Annotated in this window: 16 protein-coding genes; 7 read left to right on the top strand and 9 right to left on the bottom strand. The window is 31.6% G+C overall.

The window, feature by feature from the left end:
* Positions 1-163: 163 nt before the first annotated feature.
* Positions 164-1,513, bottom strand: coding sequence for a serine hydrolase domain-containing protein (locus tag ACWA1F_RS02520; RefSeq protein WP_456891334.1), 1,350 nt, complete (start codon positions 1,511-1,513; stop codon positions 164-166).
* Positions 1,514-1,734: 221 nt separating this feature from the next.
* Here ACWA1F_RS02520 and ACWA1F_RS02525 point away from each other — a divergent pair, with 221 nt between their 5' ends.
* The 7 genes from ACWA1F_RS02525 (at position 1,735) to ACWA1F_RS02555 (ending at position 6,407) form a co-directional block, all read left to right on the top strand.
* Positions 1,735-2,949 (top strand): aminotransferase class V-fold PLP-dependent enzyme, encoded by a 1,215-nt coding sequence (locus ACWA1F_RS02525; RefSeq protein WP_456891336.1) that lies wholly within the window; start codon positions 1,735-1,737, stop codon positions 2,947-2,949.
* Between the two features lie 11 nt (positions 2,950-2,960).
* Positions 2,961-3,386, top strand: coding sequence for a hypothetical protein (locus ACWA1F_RS02530; protein ID WP_456891338.1), 426 nt, complete (start codon positions 2,961-2,963; stop codon positions 3,384-3,386).
* Positions 3,387-3,388: 2 nt separating this feature from the next.
* Positions 3,389-3,811: a SufE family protein gene (locus ACWA1F_RS02535; protein ID WP_456891340.1), complete on the top strand. Its 423-nt coding sequence runs from the start codon at positions 3,389-3,391 to the stop codon at positions 3,809-3,811.
* A 133-nt stretch (positions 3,812-3,944) separates the two neighbouring features.
* The gene (locus ACWA1F_RS02540; RefSeq protein WP_456891342.1) at positions 3,945-4,355 is read left to right on the top strand and encodes a GxxExxY protein; all 411 of its coding nucleotides are present in this window, start codon (positions 3,945-3,947) and stop codon (positions 4,353-4,355) included.
* Between the two features lie 127 nt (positions 4,356-4,482).
* Positions 4,483-4,806, top strand: coding sequence for an SUF system Fe-S cluster assembly protein (locus tag ACWA1F_RS02545; protein ID WP_012023258.1), 324 nt, complete (start codon positions 4,483-4,485; stop codon positions 4,804-4,806).
* 80 nt (positions 4,807-4,886) lie between these two features.
* The gene (locus ACWA1F_RS02550; RefSeq protein WP_456891344.1) at positions 4,887-5,396 is read left to right on the top strand and encodes a DUF2480 family protein; all 510 of its coding nucleotides are present in this window, start codon (positions 4,887-4,889) and stop codon (positions 5,394-5,396) included.
* Between the two features lie 78 nt (positions 5,397-5,474).
* Positions 5,475-6,407, top strand: coding sequence for a DUF3078 domain-containing protein (locus ACWA1F_RS02555; RefSeq protein ID WP_306154476.1), 933 nt, complete (start codon positions 5,475-5,477; stop codon positions 6,405-6,407).
* Positions 6,408-6,667: 260 nt separating this feature from the next.
* Here ACWA1F_RS02555 and hflX read toward each other — a convergent pair whose 3' ends face one another.
* The 8 genes from hflX to ACWA1F_RS02595 form a co-directional block, all read right to left on the bottom strand.
* On the bottom strand, positions 6,668-7,897 hold the full coding sequence (hflX, locus tag ACWA1F_RS02560) for a GTPase HflX (protein WP_456891346.1): 1,230 nt from the start codon (positions 7,895-7,897) through the stop codon (positions 6,668-6,670).
* A gap of 173 nt (positions 7,898-8,070) precedes the next feature.
* Positions 8,071-8,928: a hypothetical protein gene (locus ACWA1F_RS02565; RefSeq protein WP_306154473.1), complete on the bottom strand. Its 858-nt coding sequence runs from the start codon at positions 8,926-8,928 to the stop codon at positions 8,071-8,073.
* Between the two features lie 166 nt (positions 8,929-9,094).
* Positions 9,095-10,165 (bottom strand): TFIIB-type zinc ribbon-containing protein, encoded by a 1,071-nt coding sequence (locus ACWA1F_RS02570; protein ID WP_456891349.1) that lies wholly within the window; start codon positions 10,163-10,165, stop codon positions 9,095-9,097.
* Positions 10,166-10,173: 8 nt separating this feature from the next.
* Positions 10,174-11,265: an SPFH domain-containing protein gene (locus tag ACWA1F_RS02575; protein WP_456891351.1), complete on the bottom strand. Its 1,092-nt coding sequence runs from the start codon at positions 11,263-11,265 to the stop codon at positions 10,174-10,176.
* Positions 11,266-11,278: 13 nt separating this feature from the next.
* Positions 11,279-12,256, bottom strand: coding sequence for a hypothetical protein (locus ACWA1F_RS02580; RefSeq protein WP_456891353.1), 978 nt, complete (start codon positions 12,254-12,256; stop codon positions 11,279-11,281).
* Positions 12,257-12,258: 2 nt separating this feature from the next.
* A complete protein-coding gene (locus ACWA1F_RS02585; RefSeq protein ID WP_456891355.1) occupies positions 12,259-13,239 on the bottom strand; it encodes a hypothetical protein in 981 nt (326 codons plus the stop codon).
* 1 nt (position 13,240) lies between these two features.
* Positions 13,241-14,227, bottom strand: coding sequence for a hypothetical protein (locus tag ACWA1F_RS02590; protein WP_456891357.1), 987 nt, complete (start codon positions 14,225-14,227; stop codon positions 13,241-13,243).
* 2 nt (positions 14,228-14,229) lie between these two features.
* Positions 14,230-15,210, bottom strand: a complete 981-nt coding sequence (locus ACWA1F_RS02595) for a hypothetical protein (RefSeq protein ID WP_456891359.1) — start codon at positions 15,208-15,210, stop codon at positions 14,230-14,232.
* Position 15,211: the final 1 nt, after the last annotated feature.

A 15,211-nucleotide genomic window follows, 5' to 3' on the forward strand; every position in this document is an offset into this window, starting at 1 on the left:
CTAAGGTTTACGCAAGGTTCGCAAAGTTTTTATATAGCTTTGCGAATTTTGCGTTTTTATACTCTCTTGGTTTTCCTGCAAGGTTTCCAAAACCTTGTAGGTATTTATCCTATTTCTACACCTACAAGGTTTTGGAAACCTTGCAGGAGAGCTACTAAACTATTTATTTCTTTACACTATCAATTACCTCCTTCAAAAACCCATTAAAATCAAATCCCGGTTCCTCTTCCTTCACTCCCATTCTCACAATCACCATATCCAAAGACGGAATAATAGCCACCATTTGACCTTGATAACCGCTGCAATAAAACATATCACGAGGAACATCTGGAAATTTTCCTCCAGCGTTTAACCAAAACTGAGCGCCATATTTTCCTTCAGAAGTATTGGTTGGAGTTGCAGTATATTTTACCCAACTTTCGTCTAAGATTTGCTCGCCGTTCCAATTTCCTTTATGTAGATATAATAATCCGAATTTTGACCAGTCGCGCGGTGTTGCCCATCCGTAAGAAGAACCCACAAAAGTTCCAGACATATCTTGTTCTACAATCATCGAGTTCATTCCGATTTTATCGATAACAGCACTGTACCAAAAATCAAGATATTCTTGCTGCGTTTTAAATTGTCTTCTTAAAATCAGCGATAATAAATTGGTCGTTCCAGAAGAATAATTCCAATGAGTGTTAGGTTTAAATTGTGCCTGTTTATCCAATTGCACTTTCCCCATATCTTCCGCTTGAAAAAGCATTTTTGTCGCGTCGCAGATTGTGCTGTAATTCTCTTCCCATTCTAAACCAGAATTCATGTGTAGCAAGTCGTTCAACGTAATATTTTTACGTTCGTCATTTTTCCATTCTGCTACTGGAGCCGGTTTGTAAATATCAATTTTTCCTTGTTTGGCCAATACTCCAAAAGCAGAACTTGTAATGCTTTTTGTCATCGACCAACCTAAGATTTTGCTGTCTTTGTTAAATCCAGTATCGTATTTTTCGGCAATCAGTTTGTCTTTATATAAAACTACAACGGCACGCGTTCTTTTAATTCTTCCTCCCGTTTTATCGAAAGCATTATCAACCGCTTTTTTTAATTTGGAATAATCAACATTCGAAAAAGCAGTATCTTTTGGTTCGTTATTTCCGAACGGAAAAGGAAGATTGTTTTCTAATTTGGTTCTTTTTGGAAGTAAATACGGTTTCGAAATATCAAAATTATCATTAATCAAAGTCGCTCCTAATCCTTCACGGTAAATTGCTTTTCGCTCTTTCAATCCATAAACAGACGAAATGGCAAATTTCCCTGCATCATCAATTGAGTTTTTTGCCAGATCAATCATATCGATATCATTGTCTGTTTTCTGAATTAAATCCAACGGACGATTATCAATAAAATGTCCTGAGGCCACACTTTTGGCCGAGAAACCAGAAATCAAATCGAGCTTCGGATAAGTCGTAAATCCGAAATACAAAAATGCAAGAACTACTGCAAGCAAAAGTACTTTGAGAAATTTTTTCATGATGATTAGTTTATTTTTAATGCAATATAAATAATTTATGTTCACGTTTTTAGAACTCAAATTATAATTCTGTTTCAGATAATTCAGAAAAGGGATTTGATTTTTACGGAATCTACATTTAGCTCTCCAATCGATGGCACCATAAAAGGAAATTATAGAATTCCTGTATAAACAAATTTAGTTTTAGTACTTTTGTAAATAGATTTTTTCTAAATAAGAATATGTTAGATATCCAAAAAATAAGAGCCGATTTTCCTATTCTTTCTCAAAAAGTTAATGGAAAACCTTTAGTATATTTCGACAACGGAGCTACTTCGCAAAAACCACAAGTTGTAATTGATGCGGAAGTAAAATATTATAACGAAATCAATGCCAACATTCACCGTGGCGTTCACACTTTGAGCCAGTTAGCGACTGATGCTTATGAGATTTCACGCGGAAAAGTGAAAGATCATATCAATGCAAAACATGCTCATGAAGTGCTTTTTACTTCGGGAACAACACACGGAATTAACTTAGTTGCAAACGGTTTTGCTTCTATTTTAAAACCAGGCGATGAAGTGGTGGTTTCTTCATTAGAACATCACAGTAACATTGTGCCTTGGCAAATGTTATGCGAAAAAACAGGTGCTGTTTTAAGAGTAATTCCAATTGATGAAAACGGAGAATTAATTATTTCAGAATTTGATGCTTTACTTTCTGAAAAAACAAAAATCGTAACCGTAAATCACATTTCAAATGCATTGGGTGTAATCAATCCAATAAAATATATTATTGATAAAGCGCACGCTGTTGGCTCTGCTGTTTTAATTGACGGCGCGCAGGCTGTTCCGCATTTAAAACCCAATGTTCAGGAACTAGATTGTGATTTCTATGCTTTTTCGGGTCATAAAATGTGCGGTCCAACGGGAACCGGAATTTTATACGGAAAAGAAGAATGGTTAAACAAACTTCCTCCATATCAAGGCGGTGGCGAAATGATCAAAGAAGTGACTTTCGAAAAAACAACATACGCAGATCTTCCTCATAAATTTGAAGCAGGAACACCAAATATTGCTGGCGGAATTGTTTTAGGAACGGCAATAGATTATTTAAACGAAATTGGTTTTGATAAAATTCATGAATACGAAAATGAATTATTAGAACATGCTACAAAACGTCTTAACGAAATTGAAGGCATCAGAATTTACGGAAACACAAAAAATAAAGCTTCTGTAGTTTCGTTTAATATTGATGGAATTCATCCTTATGACGTTGGTTCTATTATAGATAAATTAGGAATTGCGGTTAGAACCGGACATCATTGCGCTCAGCCAATTATGAACTTTTTCTGTATTCCAGGAACAATTCGCGCTTCGTTTTCTTTCTACAATACCAAAGAAGAAATTGATTTAATGGTTGATGCTGTGAAAAAAGCACAAACCATGTTAAGCTAAAAAATAAATTTATGCGAATACTATCATTATTACTTTTAACTGTTTTTATCGCAGGCGGATGCTGCAGTCAAAAAAAAGCAGATATGGCATCAACTCAAATTGAATATTCTGCACTTTCAAGAGGTTATCATAAAGTGATAACCGTAGAAAACAAAACAGTTTCTGTTACAAAAGAGCGTAATGGCGAAGCTGTGAAAAGCAATATTGATGACGCAAAATGGAACGAAATTGTTTCTGCTTATTCAAAAGTTAATTTAGAAGGTCTTTCTTCTTTGAAAGCTCCAACTGACAAACGTACTTATGATGGTGCCGCAATTGGCAATTTAAAAATAACAAAAGATGGAAAAATATACGAAACTCCAGGTTTCGACAATGGTTTTCCTCCAAAAGAAATCGAAAAACTAGTAAATTTATTAGTTGATTTTTCTAAAGAATAATTATGACAATAAAAGAAATTCAAAACGAAATAATAGATGAATTTTCAATGTTCGATGACTGGATGCAGCGTTATGAATACATCATCGAACTGGGAAAAAGTCTTCCGTTAATTAAAGAAGAATACAAAACCGACGAGAATTTAATTAAAGGTTGCCAGTCTAAAGTTTGGTTGCAAGGCGAAGAAAAAGATGGAAACATAGTTTTTACTGCCGACAGTGATGCGATTTTGACAAAGGGAATTATTGCGATTTTAATTCGCGCTTTCTCCAACCAAAAAGCTAAGGATATTCTAGAAGCAGACACAGATTTTATTGATGAAATCGGTTTAAAAGAACATTTATCGGCAACAAGAGCAAACGGCTTGGTATCGATGATCAAAAACATCAAAATGTACGCTTTGGCTTTTGATGCTAAGAATAAATAAGGTTAAACCATATAAGCTATATAAGTTCATTTAAAAGCAGAACTTAAATTTCTTGTATAACTTATATGGTTGTGAAAACATAAAAAAGTAAGTTTTATCTTTCTTTTTATTTGTAATATTGCTAAAAAAAGTAATGATTACAAAGAAATATTTGACTGATTTAATTTATCAAGTTAATGGAGCAGCAATTGAAGTTCATAAAAGAATTGGCGCAGGACTTTTAGAAAGTATTTATCATCAGTGCATGATAAAAGAATTAACTTTAAGAGGAATTAAATTTCAATCCGAACTGAAGATTCCTGTTGAATATAGAGGTTTGGAACTAGAATCAGATTTAAGATGTGATTTGTTTATAGAAAACTGTTTGGTTGTAGAATTGAAAGCGGTGGACCAAATTATTCCAATACATATTGCAAAATTAATGTCTTATATGAAACTTTTAGAGTCTCCAATAGGATTAATGATAAATTTCAATGTTACAAATATTTATCATGAAGGTCAAAAAACATATGTAAACGAACGATATCGCTTACTCGAAGATTAAAAAAATAAAAATTTAACCATATAAGTGCATATAAGAAAATTTAAGATTATCCTTAAATGATCTTTGGAAACACAAAGTAATTTAAATGAACTTATATAACTTATATGGTAAAAAAACAAAAAATAAAATGGAACAAGAAATAGACACAAACGAATTAGGAGAATCAATCGTAAGAGTTTTAAAAGGTATTTACGATCCTGAGATTCCTGTAGATATTTACGAATTAGGATTAATTTACGATGTAATGGTAAACACCGATTACGAAGTAAAAATCTTAATGACATTAACTTCACCAAACTGCCCAGTTGCAGAAAGTCTTCCAAGAGAAGTTGAAGAAAAGGTAAAAACAATCGAAAACATCAAAGATGTAGATGTTGAAATTACTTTTGATCCGCCTTGGAGCAAAGATTTAATGAGCGAAGAAGCAAAATTAGAATTAGGAATGCTTTAATAAAAAGTGTTCAGTGTTCAGTTTTTTAGTAATCAGTATTTCTGAATACTAAAAAACTGAACACTGCCTACTATAATATCATGGAAGAAATCATCAACAAAGTTGCCAACAGTGCGTTAGAAGTATTTGATCTTGAGGATTATTATCCTAAAGGAATGCGTGTGCAGATTGACATTTCGCAATGGCTTTTAGAAGGTTTTTTATTAAAAGAAAAAGACTTTAGAGAGCATCTTAAAAATCATGACTGGTCACAATATCAAGATCAATATGTAGCTGTGTATTGCAGTACAGATGCTATAATTCCGGCTTGGGCTTTAATCTTAGTAAGTGTTCATTTAGCGCCATTTGCTAAAAAAGTAGTAAACGGAAGTATTGAAGATCTTGACTCAAGTCTTTACGAAGAGATTTTAAGCAAAATCGATTATTCTGTTTACCAAAGTAAACCTGTTATTGTGAAAGGCTGTTCTAGAAAACCAGTTCCTATGAGAGCCTATATTTTAGCTACAACCTATTTACAGCCTTTTGCAAGAAGTATTATGTACGGCGAAGCCTGTTCTGCAGTGCCTTTGTATAAAGAATCTAAGAAATAACCTGCAATAACACACAGTATTCCCTTAACTTTCCATTGGTTTTTAGTATATTTGGTTATACACTCTAAACTAAAAACCATGAGAAAGCTAACTTTATTACTTTTCATTTTAGTAAACTTCACATTTGTACAAGCCCAAAATTCAGAAAAAGAGTTAATTAAAAACACTGAAAAAGCAGTAAAAAAAATTAACGATACTATAGAAGGAGAAGGCTGGAAAACAAAAGGAATTGTCTCACTTTTATTAAATCAGTCCAGCTTCAATAACTGGATTGCTGGAGGTGAAGACAGCTTTTCTGGAACACTGGGAATCAATTACGATTTCAATTACAAAAAAGATGACATCACTTGGGACAACAAACTTTTAGCCTCTTACGGTTTATTGCAAACCAAAAATGCTGATTTTGAAAAGAAGACAGATGACAGACTCGAATTCAATTCTATAGTTGGGAAAAGAGCTTTTGGAGAATGGTACTATTCTTATTTCCTTAATTTCAGAACCCAATTTACAACTGGTTATATTTACGGCCAAGATGAAAACGGTAAGGAAATTAGAACCGAAAACACCAAATTCATGTCGCCAGGTTATTTAACCACAGGTCCCGGTATTTATTGGACGAAAGATGACAATTTAAAACTCAATTTTGCTCCGTTAACCTCAAAATTCACTTTTGTAGATAATGCTTACACCTCTGGAATTGATTACGTAGATGGTGACTATTTTGGTGTAGATGCTAATAAAAGTATGCGTTATGAACTAGGTTTCTATGCTTCTGTATATTACAAACTCGCCATTATGACCAACGTTACTGCAGAAAACACTTTAAATCTTTATTCAAACTATCTTGAAGATCCTCAAAATGTCGACATCGATTACTCGTTAAATATTGTAATGAAAGTAAATAAATTTCTATCGGCAAATTTATCGTTTCAAGCCATTTATGACGACAATGCCTTTCAAGGTTTCCAAACCAGAGAAGTATTTGGTTTAGGAATTAATTTCGGATTCTAATTTGTTTTTTTAACGCAAAGGGCGCAAAGTTTTTTTTTATGAAAAACTACACTTAAAACGCAAGTTCGCAAAGCTTTATCTAAATTTAGCTTTACGAAGAAACAATAAAAAAGGCTTTAGTCAAACTACAATAGTTTGGCTAAAGCCTTCTCCTGTTCAACAAAAAAACCTCCAGATAAATCTGGAGGCAATTATTTTTAAATTCACAATCTACAGAAATTGGAATTTGGAATTTTCTAATTTGGAATTTGATCTAAAATTTATTCTTCTTCCTTTTCCACAGCATCCTTATAATCTGGATACAAAAATTTATTGTAAGGAAAACGTGTTATATGAATCTGACGAACCGCTTCATAAACTACTTCTCTAAACTCTTCAAAGTTTTCTTTGTTTCTAGCCGAAATAAACAATGCATTGTCTTCTCCAACATTACTCATCCAAGTCTGTTTCCATTCGTCAAGCGACCAGTGTTTTCTGGTTCTTTCCGTAATTAAATCATCTTCATCGATAGTAAGATATTTATAAGCATCGATTTTATTAAAAACCATAATGGTGGGTTTATCGTTGCTCTTTATTTCCTGCAAAGTTTTGTTTACTGACTCAATATGATCTTCAAAATCGGGATGCGAAATATCTACTACATGCAAAAGCAAATCTGCTTCGCGAACCTCATCTAGCGTACTTTTAAACGAATCAACCAATTGTGTTGGCAATTTTCGAATAAATCCAACCGTATCAGAAAGCAGGAATGGAAGGTTTTTAATTACTACTTTTCGAACCGTTGTGTCTAAAGTTGCAAACAATTTATTCTCAACAAAAACATCACTTTTTCCAATGGCATTCATCAAAGTCGATTTTCCGACATTCGTATATCCAACTAAAGCTACACGAACCATTGCGCCGCGGTTACTTCGCTGAATGCTCATCTGCTTATCAATCGTTTTGATTTTATCTTTCAGCAACGAAATTCTGTCACGTACAATACGTCTATCGGTTTCAATCTCTGTTTCTCCAGGTCCACGCATACCAATACCCCCTTTTTGGCGTTCAAGGTGTGTCCATAAACCAGAAAGTCTTGGCAGTAAATATTGGCATTGCGCCAACTCTACCTGCGTTCTTGCATAAGAAGTTTCAGCTCTCTGCGCAAAAATGTCCAGAATCAAGTTGGTTCTGTCTAGAATTTTGCAGTCAATAATTCTTGAAATGTTTTTTTGCTGTGAAGGCGTTAATTCATCATCAAAAATTACAGTCGATATTTTGTTTTCTACTACAAACAGATTGATTTCGTCAATTTTTCCCGTTCCAACAAAAGTCTTCGGATTAGGGCGTTCCATTTTCTGCGAAAAGCGTTTAATAACTTCACCGCCAGCGGTAAAAGTCAGAAACTCCAATTCGTCTAAATATTCATTTAGTTTTTCTTCACTTTGATTCTGAGTAACAATACCAACGATTACTGTTCTCTCAAAATTTATAACTTCTTTTTCTAACATAGTCTTGAATAAGTTGCAAATTTAATCATTTGTCTGCTACAATCAATTATACAATTTTGTTTTTGCATTTATATCTAAATTCGATTGAAAATAAACTGCAAAAAAAATGGAACCTGTTGAGATATACCCAACAAAGCTCCACTTTTAAATTGAATGGTCTAAGTTTAAAACCCTTATTCGTAAATAAACGTTTTTTCCGTTTTTACAATTCCGTTTTCCTCAATTTGAGAACAAGAAATTGGATAATTTAATTTGTTGTATTTGTACTTTCTGCTCACCGCAACCAATGCTGTTGATGATGGGCTGAAATTCATTTCGTTATTATAAGAAATAGATTCAAACTCAAATTCCTCTTCGTGATAAGAAATCATAGGTACGATTACTTTGTAGTTATCACCAAAAAGATTTTGAACGATTAATTGGTCAACCGATTTTTTATCATCATAAGTATATGTTTTAGAGATTTTATCTCCAACCAAACCTTTATGTCTCGACACGTTATCGTTAACATATACATATTCTAGTTTTCCAATAATCGCTTTGTTTCTATCACGTGAAGTACGTCTTACAATAATTCCGTTTTCCACAAGATATTCGATATCGTCTACTAGATTCTGATGATTAGTACTCTTTTTTGTAGTTACTTTTACCCTTGCACCTTCATATACAAACGAAACTGTTTTGGTAATATAATTTGGACCTTCCTGATATTTTTTTACAAATTTGGTAATATTGTTATCAGGATTGTAAGTATAGTTGATTACTTCTTTCCAGTCACTTCCAACTTTATCTTTTACGGTCATGTCTAGCAATCCGTTTTTGTTATAATAGAAATGCTGTACAACATCAGAAGTAGTTATTGTTTGAACTTTACCATCTTTAAAAACCATTGTTTTATTAACAATTTCACCGTCTTTAGAGTTTTGATAATTGGTTTTTACAATGTTAATCTGCTTTAGTTTAACGATGTCTTGACTGTGCATCAAGAAAGGAGACACCATCAGTAAGATGGCAACAAAGTAGGTTCTCATATTTGTTTTTGTATTGATTTGGGATGACCAAAATACAAAAATCAATTAGATTTTAACAAATTAAAATTTAAAAAAAACTAAACTGTTTTGTTAAGCATTTTTAAACTGCGTTAATTTTAAATTTTAATCACAGTAAACCGCATTAAATGAAGCATCTATATAAATCTTAAAGAACAATAGCAATGGCAAGTATAATTATGGCAACTAAAATTGCTAATGCAATTTTTAGATTGCTGTACGGTCGTTCTCCTACTAATTTGCCACTTCTTCCATTGACATAAAAGCAATATAGTTTATTGTTATATGTATAGGTACTTACATATACAGGTAGTAGAATATGCGTAAATTTAATATTACTCGATGCTGTTTTTAAATTATTAATACGCTGGTTGTCTCCTCCAATCTTTCTGCAAATTTCAGTTTTTATTGTGCTATTAATAGTGTTTTGTACATTTTGAAAACCTTCATTTAATTTAACTTTATACTTTTCAGTTACAAAACCTGCTAAATATTTATCGTTCATTTTAACTAAGGCTCCCATATCCCAAGGAAATAATTGTTTTAAGGAGTTTTTATCAATATTTCCCGAGGCAGGAGTTAAAATATCTTCAAAAGCAACAGAAATTGAGCCCGAGACATCACTCCATTCTGTTTCTATAATTGGAATTTTATTTCTCCCTACCTTAACTGTCGAAGTATAATTTTTTCCTCTTTCTCCTGTGTATTCAGAAAAAGTTTGCAAATCAAATGTCCAATATGGAATATAAACACCTTTTAATCCTCTATGAGAAAGCGCCGTTTTCTTTAAATTATCTGGTGCCCACCATAGGCCATCAATCCATTTTGAAAGTATATTATAAACTTGCGGAGTGTCTAAATTAAAGGGAACAATATAATTAGGTTTTATAAATCTTTCATCTCGAATATCATTTTCTAACAAAGCGGTACCGCAATACGGGCAAAATAAAGATTTTAAATTTTCTGCTACCGATGAAATAGAACCACAGCTTTTACACTGAATTATTTTTTCTGTCTCAAAATCTTCAGATTCAGATTTTTTGAGATATTCATAAAAATCCAGTTTCTCAATAATTGTATTTTCTGTCCGTATTTCATTTTTTGTACCGCAATATTCACATACTAGTGTATTCGTTCCTGGCTTATATTTCAGTTCCGCACCACAATTAGCACATTTTGAAGTGCTTAATTGTTCTTCGTTTATTTCTGCTTCGTTCATTACAGGCATCAATTATTTGGTAATGGCGGTGGACTTTGTTCAAAAATGTTTTTTAAATCTTCAACCTCAACAGCTTTCTTCCAATCAGACAATCCTTGACACCAAACCAAAGTTTCTTGAACAAACTGTCCCGTTTTTTCCATTTCTTTAATTTGATTTTTGGTAAAAGGACCAGATTGTTGATTATTGATTGCTACATAATAATTTGATTCGGCAGGAATTGGAGGCGGTGTGTTTTGAGGTTGCTGTTGAACATGGGTTTGGTTCATCATGCCACTCATTGCTAATCCCACTCCCATACCAACACCAGCACCTGCCACCCCAGATTGATTATTTGCGGCAGCTTCAATTGCTTTTGCCGTTTTATACTGTGTAAGTTTTGATAAATCTATAGTATTTAATCGGCTTAACTCAAATATCTCTTTTTTGATTTCATCTGGCATTGATACATTTTCGAGCAAAAATTTAGTTACCTCCATACCATAAGCTTCAAAATCGTCTTTCATATAACTAAAAATAGCCGTTGAAAGCTCATTTAAATTTGAAGCATAATTTTCTACAGGAAGATTCGCTTCTCCTATAGCATCTGTAAAACGTGTTACGATAGTACTTTTTAATTGTTCTTGTATCTGTTCTGTTGTAAACTGGCCATTGGTGCCTACAACTTCTTTTATAAATTTTCCTGAATCTATAATTTTAAAAGTATAGGTTCCGAAAGCACGAAGTTCTAACATTCCAAAACGATTATCGTTTAGTGTTACAGCATTTTTTGTCCCCCACTTCTGATCCAAAAAATTTCTTGTATTGACAAAATAAACTTCAGCTTTAAAAGGACTATTAAAACCATATTTCCATCCTTTTAAAGTAGTCAAAACAGGTAGGTTTTGAGTATTTAAAGTGTATGTACCTGGATTAAAAATATCTGCAATTACTCCTTCACTAATAAAAACCGCCTGTTGCCCTTCGCGAACAACTAGCTTTGCTTCATTTTTTATTTCGTTTTGATACCTCTCAAATCTGGCTACAATTGTATCATTACTATTGTCAATAAATTCAATAATATCAATGAATTCATTTTTAATCTTTTCAAATAATCCCATATTTTCATTTTTTTTATCTCAAAATTTTAAGCTCTGTTTCTCCTTCTGGTATGTATAAATAATACTTTAAAAAATCTGCCATTCTATCTTTATCATATTTTGCCCATAAGGCAGATTCTCCTTTTAAATTTTTATCTTCACTTTTGAGCTCTAAGCATACTATTTTACCATCACCATACAATTTGAGTTCATAGCTTTCTAATGGTTGAAGATTATAATCTGCAATGGTAAAAGCCTCCAGATAAGATTCTAAAGTTTCTTGCAATTCTGTCTTATTGTAAAACAAGCTCTGAGAGATTTGTTTCTCTTTTAACTCTAAATAAGAAAAATAATCATCCTCTCTTTTTTCATTGATTATCTTCCATTGGTTTTTATAGAAGTTAACCACTTTTTCTTCTAATATTTCTTTCTTCCACTGGCTTAAATCACGGGCTTTATCCAAACTGTTAAATTCATAAGGCATAGTCGCATTAAATGTAAAACTTGCTTCATAATAGTCTTTTCCAGTAGCTATAAACCTTGTTTTTTCATATCCGTCAGCTTCATACGTAGCTAATGGCGTTATGTAAGTGGCTATTTCTTTCCCTTTTAAATCTCGTTTTCGGTTGTCTGATTCTGTTATTCTTATTTTCATATTAGTATCCCATGCCAAAGTTTGTAAATCCCTCAAACCATGCTTGCCTGCAGGATACATTCTTAAAGTTACTTTCTGAATGCCACTCTTAAAAATACAATTGTTAATCTCAAATGTGCCTCCATCCAACATCTCTTTAAAATTTTTATTAACCGGAATATCGTTTACCAGTATTTCCGAATAGCATATATTTTGTTCATAGTGTAAATAATACATTGGCTCATATGTATATCTTTTTGTATTATTCATCATGGTTTCAATATAATTTTTGCTCGTTAAATTGTTCATTTTATTATTTTGAGAACAAGCTGTAAAACATGATAAAAACCCAAGAAGTATCAATTTTAAAAACTTCATTCCTAGTATATTTTAAATTCTGTTTCCCCTTTTGGGATGTAGAAATAACGATTACAAAACAATGTTTTAATTCCTACTCCATCATCAAATTTTGCCCATAATGAACTATTACCTCTTACTCTAGGATCAATAGAATCCTGCATTAATGCAACTAGTTTACCATCTGCAAAAAATACCATTTTGTAATTTTCAATAGGCTGCATTTCAAATGATGAAAGTCTATAAGCATCCATTAACATTGTCCAGACATCATTTATATAATCACGATTTTGATATTCAGATATAAACTGGTTTTTTAAATTAGGGTACGAAATTTTTGCAATATTATCATATTCTTTGTTTTGATATATTGATTGAATTTTATGATATTCGGATACGAGTTTTTTTTCTAATAATTCTTTATCCCAGTCTTTCAAATCTCTAGCATTCTCAAAATTTTCAATCGCATAAGGTACTTCTGCTTCAAAAGTAAAACTAGCCTCATAGTATGTTTTACTGTTCCCAATAATTATTGGTCTATTATCTTCGTTTAAGCCCTTTTTTACTGTTGCAAATTTTCCTATTTCTGTATCTTTATCAGTTTTCTTATCATATTCATTAACTATGATTGACATACTTGTTTCTGGAATAAATTTGTCTATATTCTCATCTTTATAATTACCTACGGGATATAGACGTACTGTAACTTTTTGTATACCACTTTTAAAAATGCAATTATTTATATCCTGAGTAGGAGCATCAAGAGGTTTTTGGAAATTCTTATAGACTGGAATATCATTAACTAATATTTCAGAAGAACACCAATTGCTTTTTATCAACAATTGGTACATCGATTCTTTTTTGTAATGTTTTACATTTGAAGCTAATTTATCTACTATATTTTTTTCTGTTATTTCTGGATTTTGCATGATTATTTCTGTTTTGTTTTGAGAACAACCATAAAAACAGACCATCAGTAAACTAAAAATCAAATTATTTCTCATTCTATCTCAAAATTTTAAGCTCTGTTTCTCCTTCTGGGATGTATAAAAAATATTTTCTGTATTTTGCTCTTACAGATTCTTCATCCTTATATTTACCCCATAAAGCTGATTTCCCTCTCATAATTTTTTCTAAACTTTTGAGTTCTAAGCATACTAGTTTGCCATTGCCATAATACTTCACAACATAATTTTCTAAAGGTTCAAGTTTAAAAGTTGGATCTGTAAAAGGCATTAAATAAGCTTCCAAATTTTCTTCCAATTCTGTTTTATTACTAAACTCACTTTGGCAAGTTTCTTTTTCTTTCAAATCCAGATATGAAAAGTAATCATCTACTCTTTTCTCATCAATAATCATCCACTGATTTTTATAGAACTTTAAAATTTTTTCTTCTAACATATCTTTGTCCCATTTACTTAAATCACGAGCTTTTTCTAAACTATGAAACTCATATGGTACAGTAGCATTAAAAGTAAAACTTGTCTCATAATACTTCTTTCCTGAACCTACAAATTTTGTTCTTTCATAACCATCAGCATTTTTATATGTGCTAAGAGGTGTTACATAAGATATTATTTCTTTACCTTTTAAATCTCGTTTTCTATTGTCAGATTCTGTTATTTCAATTTTCATGTTAGTTTCATCTGTAAATGTTGAAAAATCAAAATCCTTATTATTATCTATGGCATACATTCTTACCGTCACTTTTTGAATACCACTTTTAAAGATGTAATTATTAAGACGAAGCGTTCCTCCATCAACCATTTCTGTAAAATTTTTATTAACAGGAATATCATTTACCAATATTTCTGAATAACAAACATTTTGCTCATAGGTCAAAAAATACATTGGCTCATATGTATATCTTTTTGTATTATTCATCATTGTTTCAATATAATTTTTGCTCGTTAAATTGCTCATTTTATTATTTTGAGAACAAGCTGTAAAACATGATAAAAACCCAAGAAGTATCAATTTTAAAAACTTCATTTCTAGTATATTTTAAATTCTGTTTCTCCTTTTGGAATGTAGAAATAACGATTACAAAACAATGTTTTAATTCCTTCTCCATCATCAAATTTTGCCCATAATGAACTATTACCTCTTACTCTAGGATCAATAGAATCCTGCATTAATGCAACTAGTTTACCATCTGCAAAAAATACCATTTTGTAATTTTCAATAGGCTGCATTTCAAATGATGGAAGTCTATAAGCATCCATTAACATTGTCCAGACATCATTTATATAATCACGATTTTGATATTCAGATATAAACTGGTTTTTTAAATTAGGGTACGAAATTTTTGCAATATTATCATATTCTTTGTTTTGATATATTGATTGAATTTTATGATATTCGGATACGAGTTTTTTTTCTAATAATTCTTTATCCCAGTCTTTCAAATCTCTAGCATTCTCAAAATTTTCAATCGCATAAGGTACTTCTGCTTCAAAAGTAAAACTAGCCTCATAGTATGTTTTACTGTTCCCAATAATTATTGGTCTATTATCTTCGTTTAAGCCCTTTTTTACTGTTGCAAATTTTCCTATTTCTGTATCTTTATCAGTTTTCTTATCATATTCATTAACTATGATTGACATACTTGTTTCTGGAATAAATTTGTCTATATTCTCATCTTTATAATTACCTACGGGGTATAGACGTACTGTAACTTTTTGTATACCACTTTTAAAAATGCAATTATTTATATCCTGAGTAGGAGCATCAAGAGGTTTTTGGAAATTCTTATAGACTGGAATATCATTAACTAATATTTCAGAAGAACACCAATTGCTTTTTATCAACAATTGGTACATCGATTCTTTTTTGTAATGTTTTACATTTGAAGCTAATTTATCTACTATATTTTTTTCTGTTATTTCTGGATTTTGCATGATTATTATGGGTTTATTTTGACAAGATGATATAATTGTAACAAATAATAAAATGATTGAAATTTTTGTTTTCATT

It is taken from the genome of Flavobacterium erigeronis (assembly GCF_054075165.1).

Coding starts and splice junctions, on each gene's coding strand:
- ACWA1F_RS02595 (WP_456891359.1), bottom strand. CDS start 15,210: ATGAAAACAAAAATTTCAATCATTTTATTATTTGTTACAATTATATCA.
- ACWA1F_RS02575 (WP_456891351.1), bottom strand. CDS start 11,265: ATGGGATTATTTGAAAAGATTAAAAATGAATTCATTGATATTATTGAA.
- ACWA1F_RS02565 (WP_306154473.1), bottom strand. CDS start 8,928: ATGAGAACCTACTTTGTTGCCATCTTACTGATGGTGTCTCCTTTCTTG.
- ACWA1F_RS02590 (WP_456891357.1), bottom strand. CDS start 14,227: ATGAAGTTTTTAAAATTGATACTTCTTGGGTTTTTATCATGTTTTACA.
- hflX (WP_456891346.1), bottom strand. CDS start 7,897: ATGTTAGAAAAAGAAGTTATAAATTTTGAGAGAACAGTAATCGTTGGT.
- ACWA1F_RS02540 (WP_456891342.1), top strand. CDS start 3,945: ATGATTACAAAGAAATATTTGACTGATTTAATTTATCAAGTTAATGGA.
- ACWA1F_RS02555 (WP_306154476.1), top strand. CDS start 5,475: ATGAGAAAGCTAACTTTATTACTTTTCATTTTAGTAAACTTCACATTT.
- ACWA1F_RS02550 (WP_456891344.1), top strand. CDS start 4,887: ATGGAAGAAATCATCAACAAAGTTGCCAACAGTGCGTTAGAAGTATTT.
- ACWA1F_RS02535 (WP_456891340.1), top strand. CDS start 3,389: ATGACAATAAAAGAAATTCAAAACGAAATAATAGATGAATTTTCAATG.
- ACWA1F_RS02525 (WP_456891336.1), top strand. CDS start 1,735: ATGTTAGATATCCAAAAAATAAGAGCCGATTTTCCTATTCTTTCTCAA.
- ACWA1F_RS02530 (WP_456891338.1), top strand. CDS start 2,961: ATGCGAATACTATCATTATTACTTTTAACTGTTTTTATCGCAGGCGGA.
- ACWA1F_RS02580 (WP_456891353.1), bottom strand. CDS start 12,256: ATGAAGTTTTTAAAATTGATACTTCTTGGGTTTTTATCATGTTTTACA.
- ACWA1F_RS02545 (WP_012023258.1), top strand. CDS start 4,483: ATGGAACAAGAAATAGACACAAACGAATTAGGAGAATCAATCGTAAGA.
- ACWA1F_RS02570 (WP_456891349.1), bottom strand. CDS start 10,165: ATGAACGAAGCAGAAATAAACGAAGAACAATTAAGCACTTCAAAATGT.
- ACWA1F_RS02585 (WP_456891355.1), bottom strand. CDS start 13,239: ATGAGAAATAATTTGATTTTTAGTTTACTGATGGTCTGTTTTTATGGT.
- ACWA1F_RS02520 (WP_456891334.1), bottom strand. CDS start 1,513: ATGAAAAAATTTCTCAAAGTACTTTTGCTTGCAGTAGTTCTTGCATTT.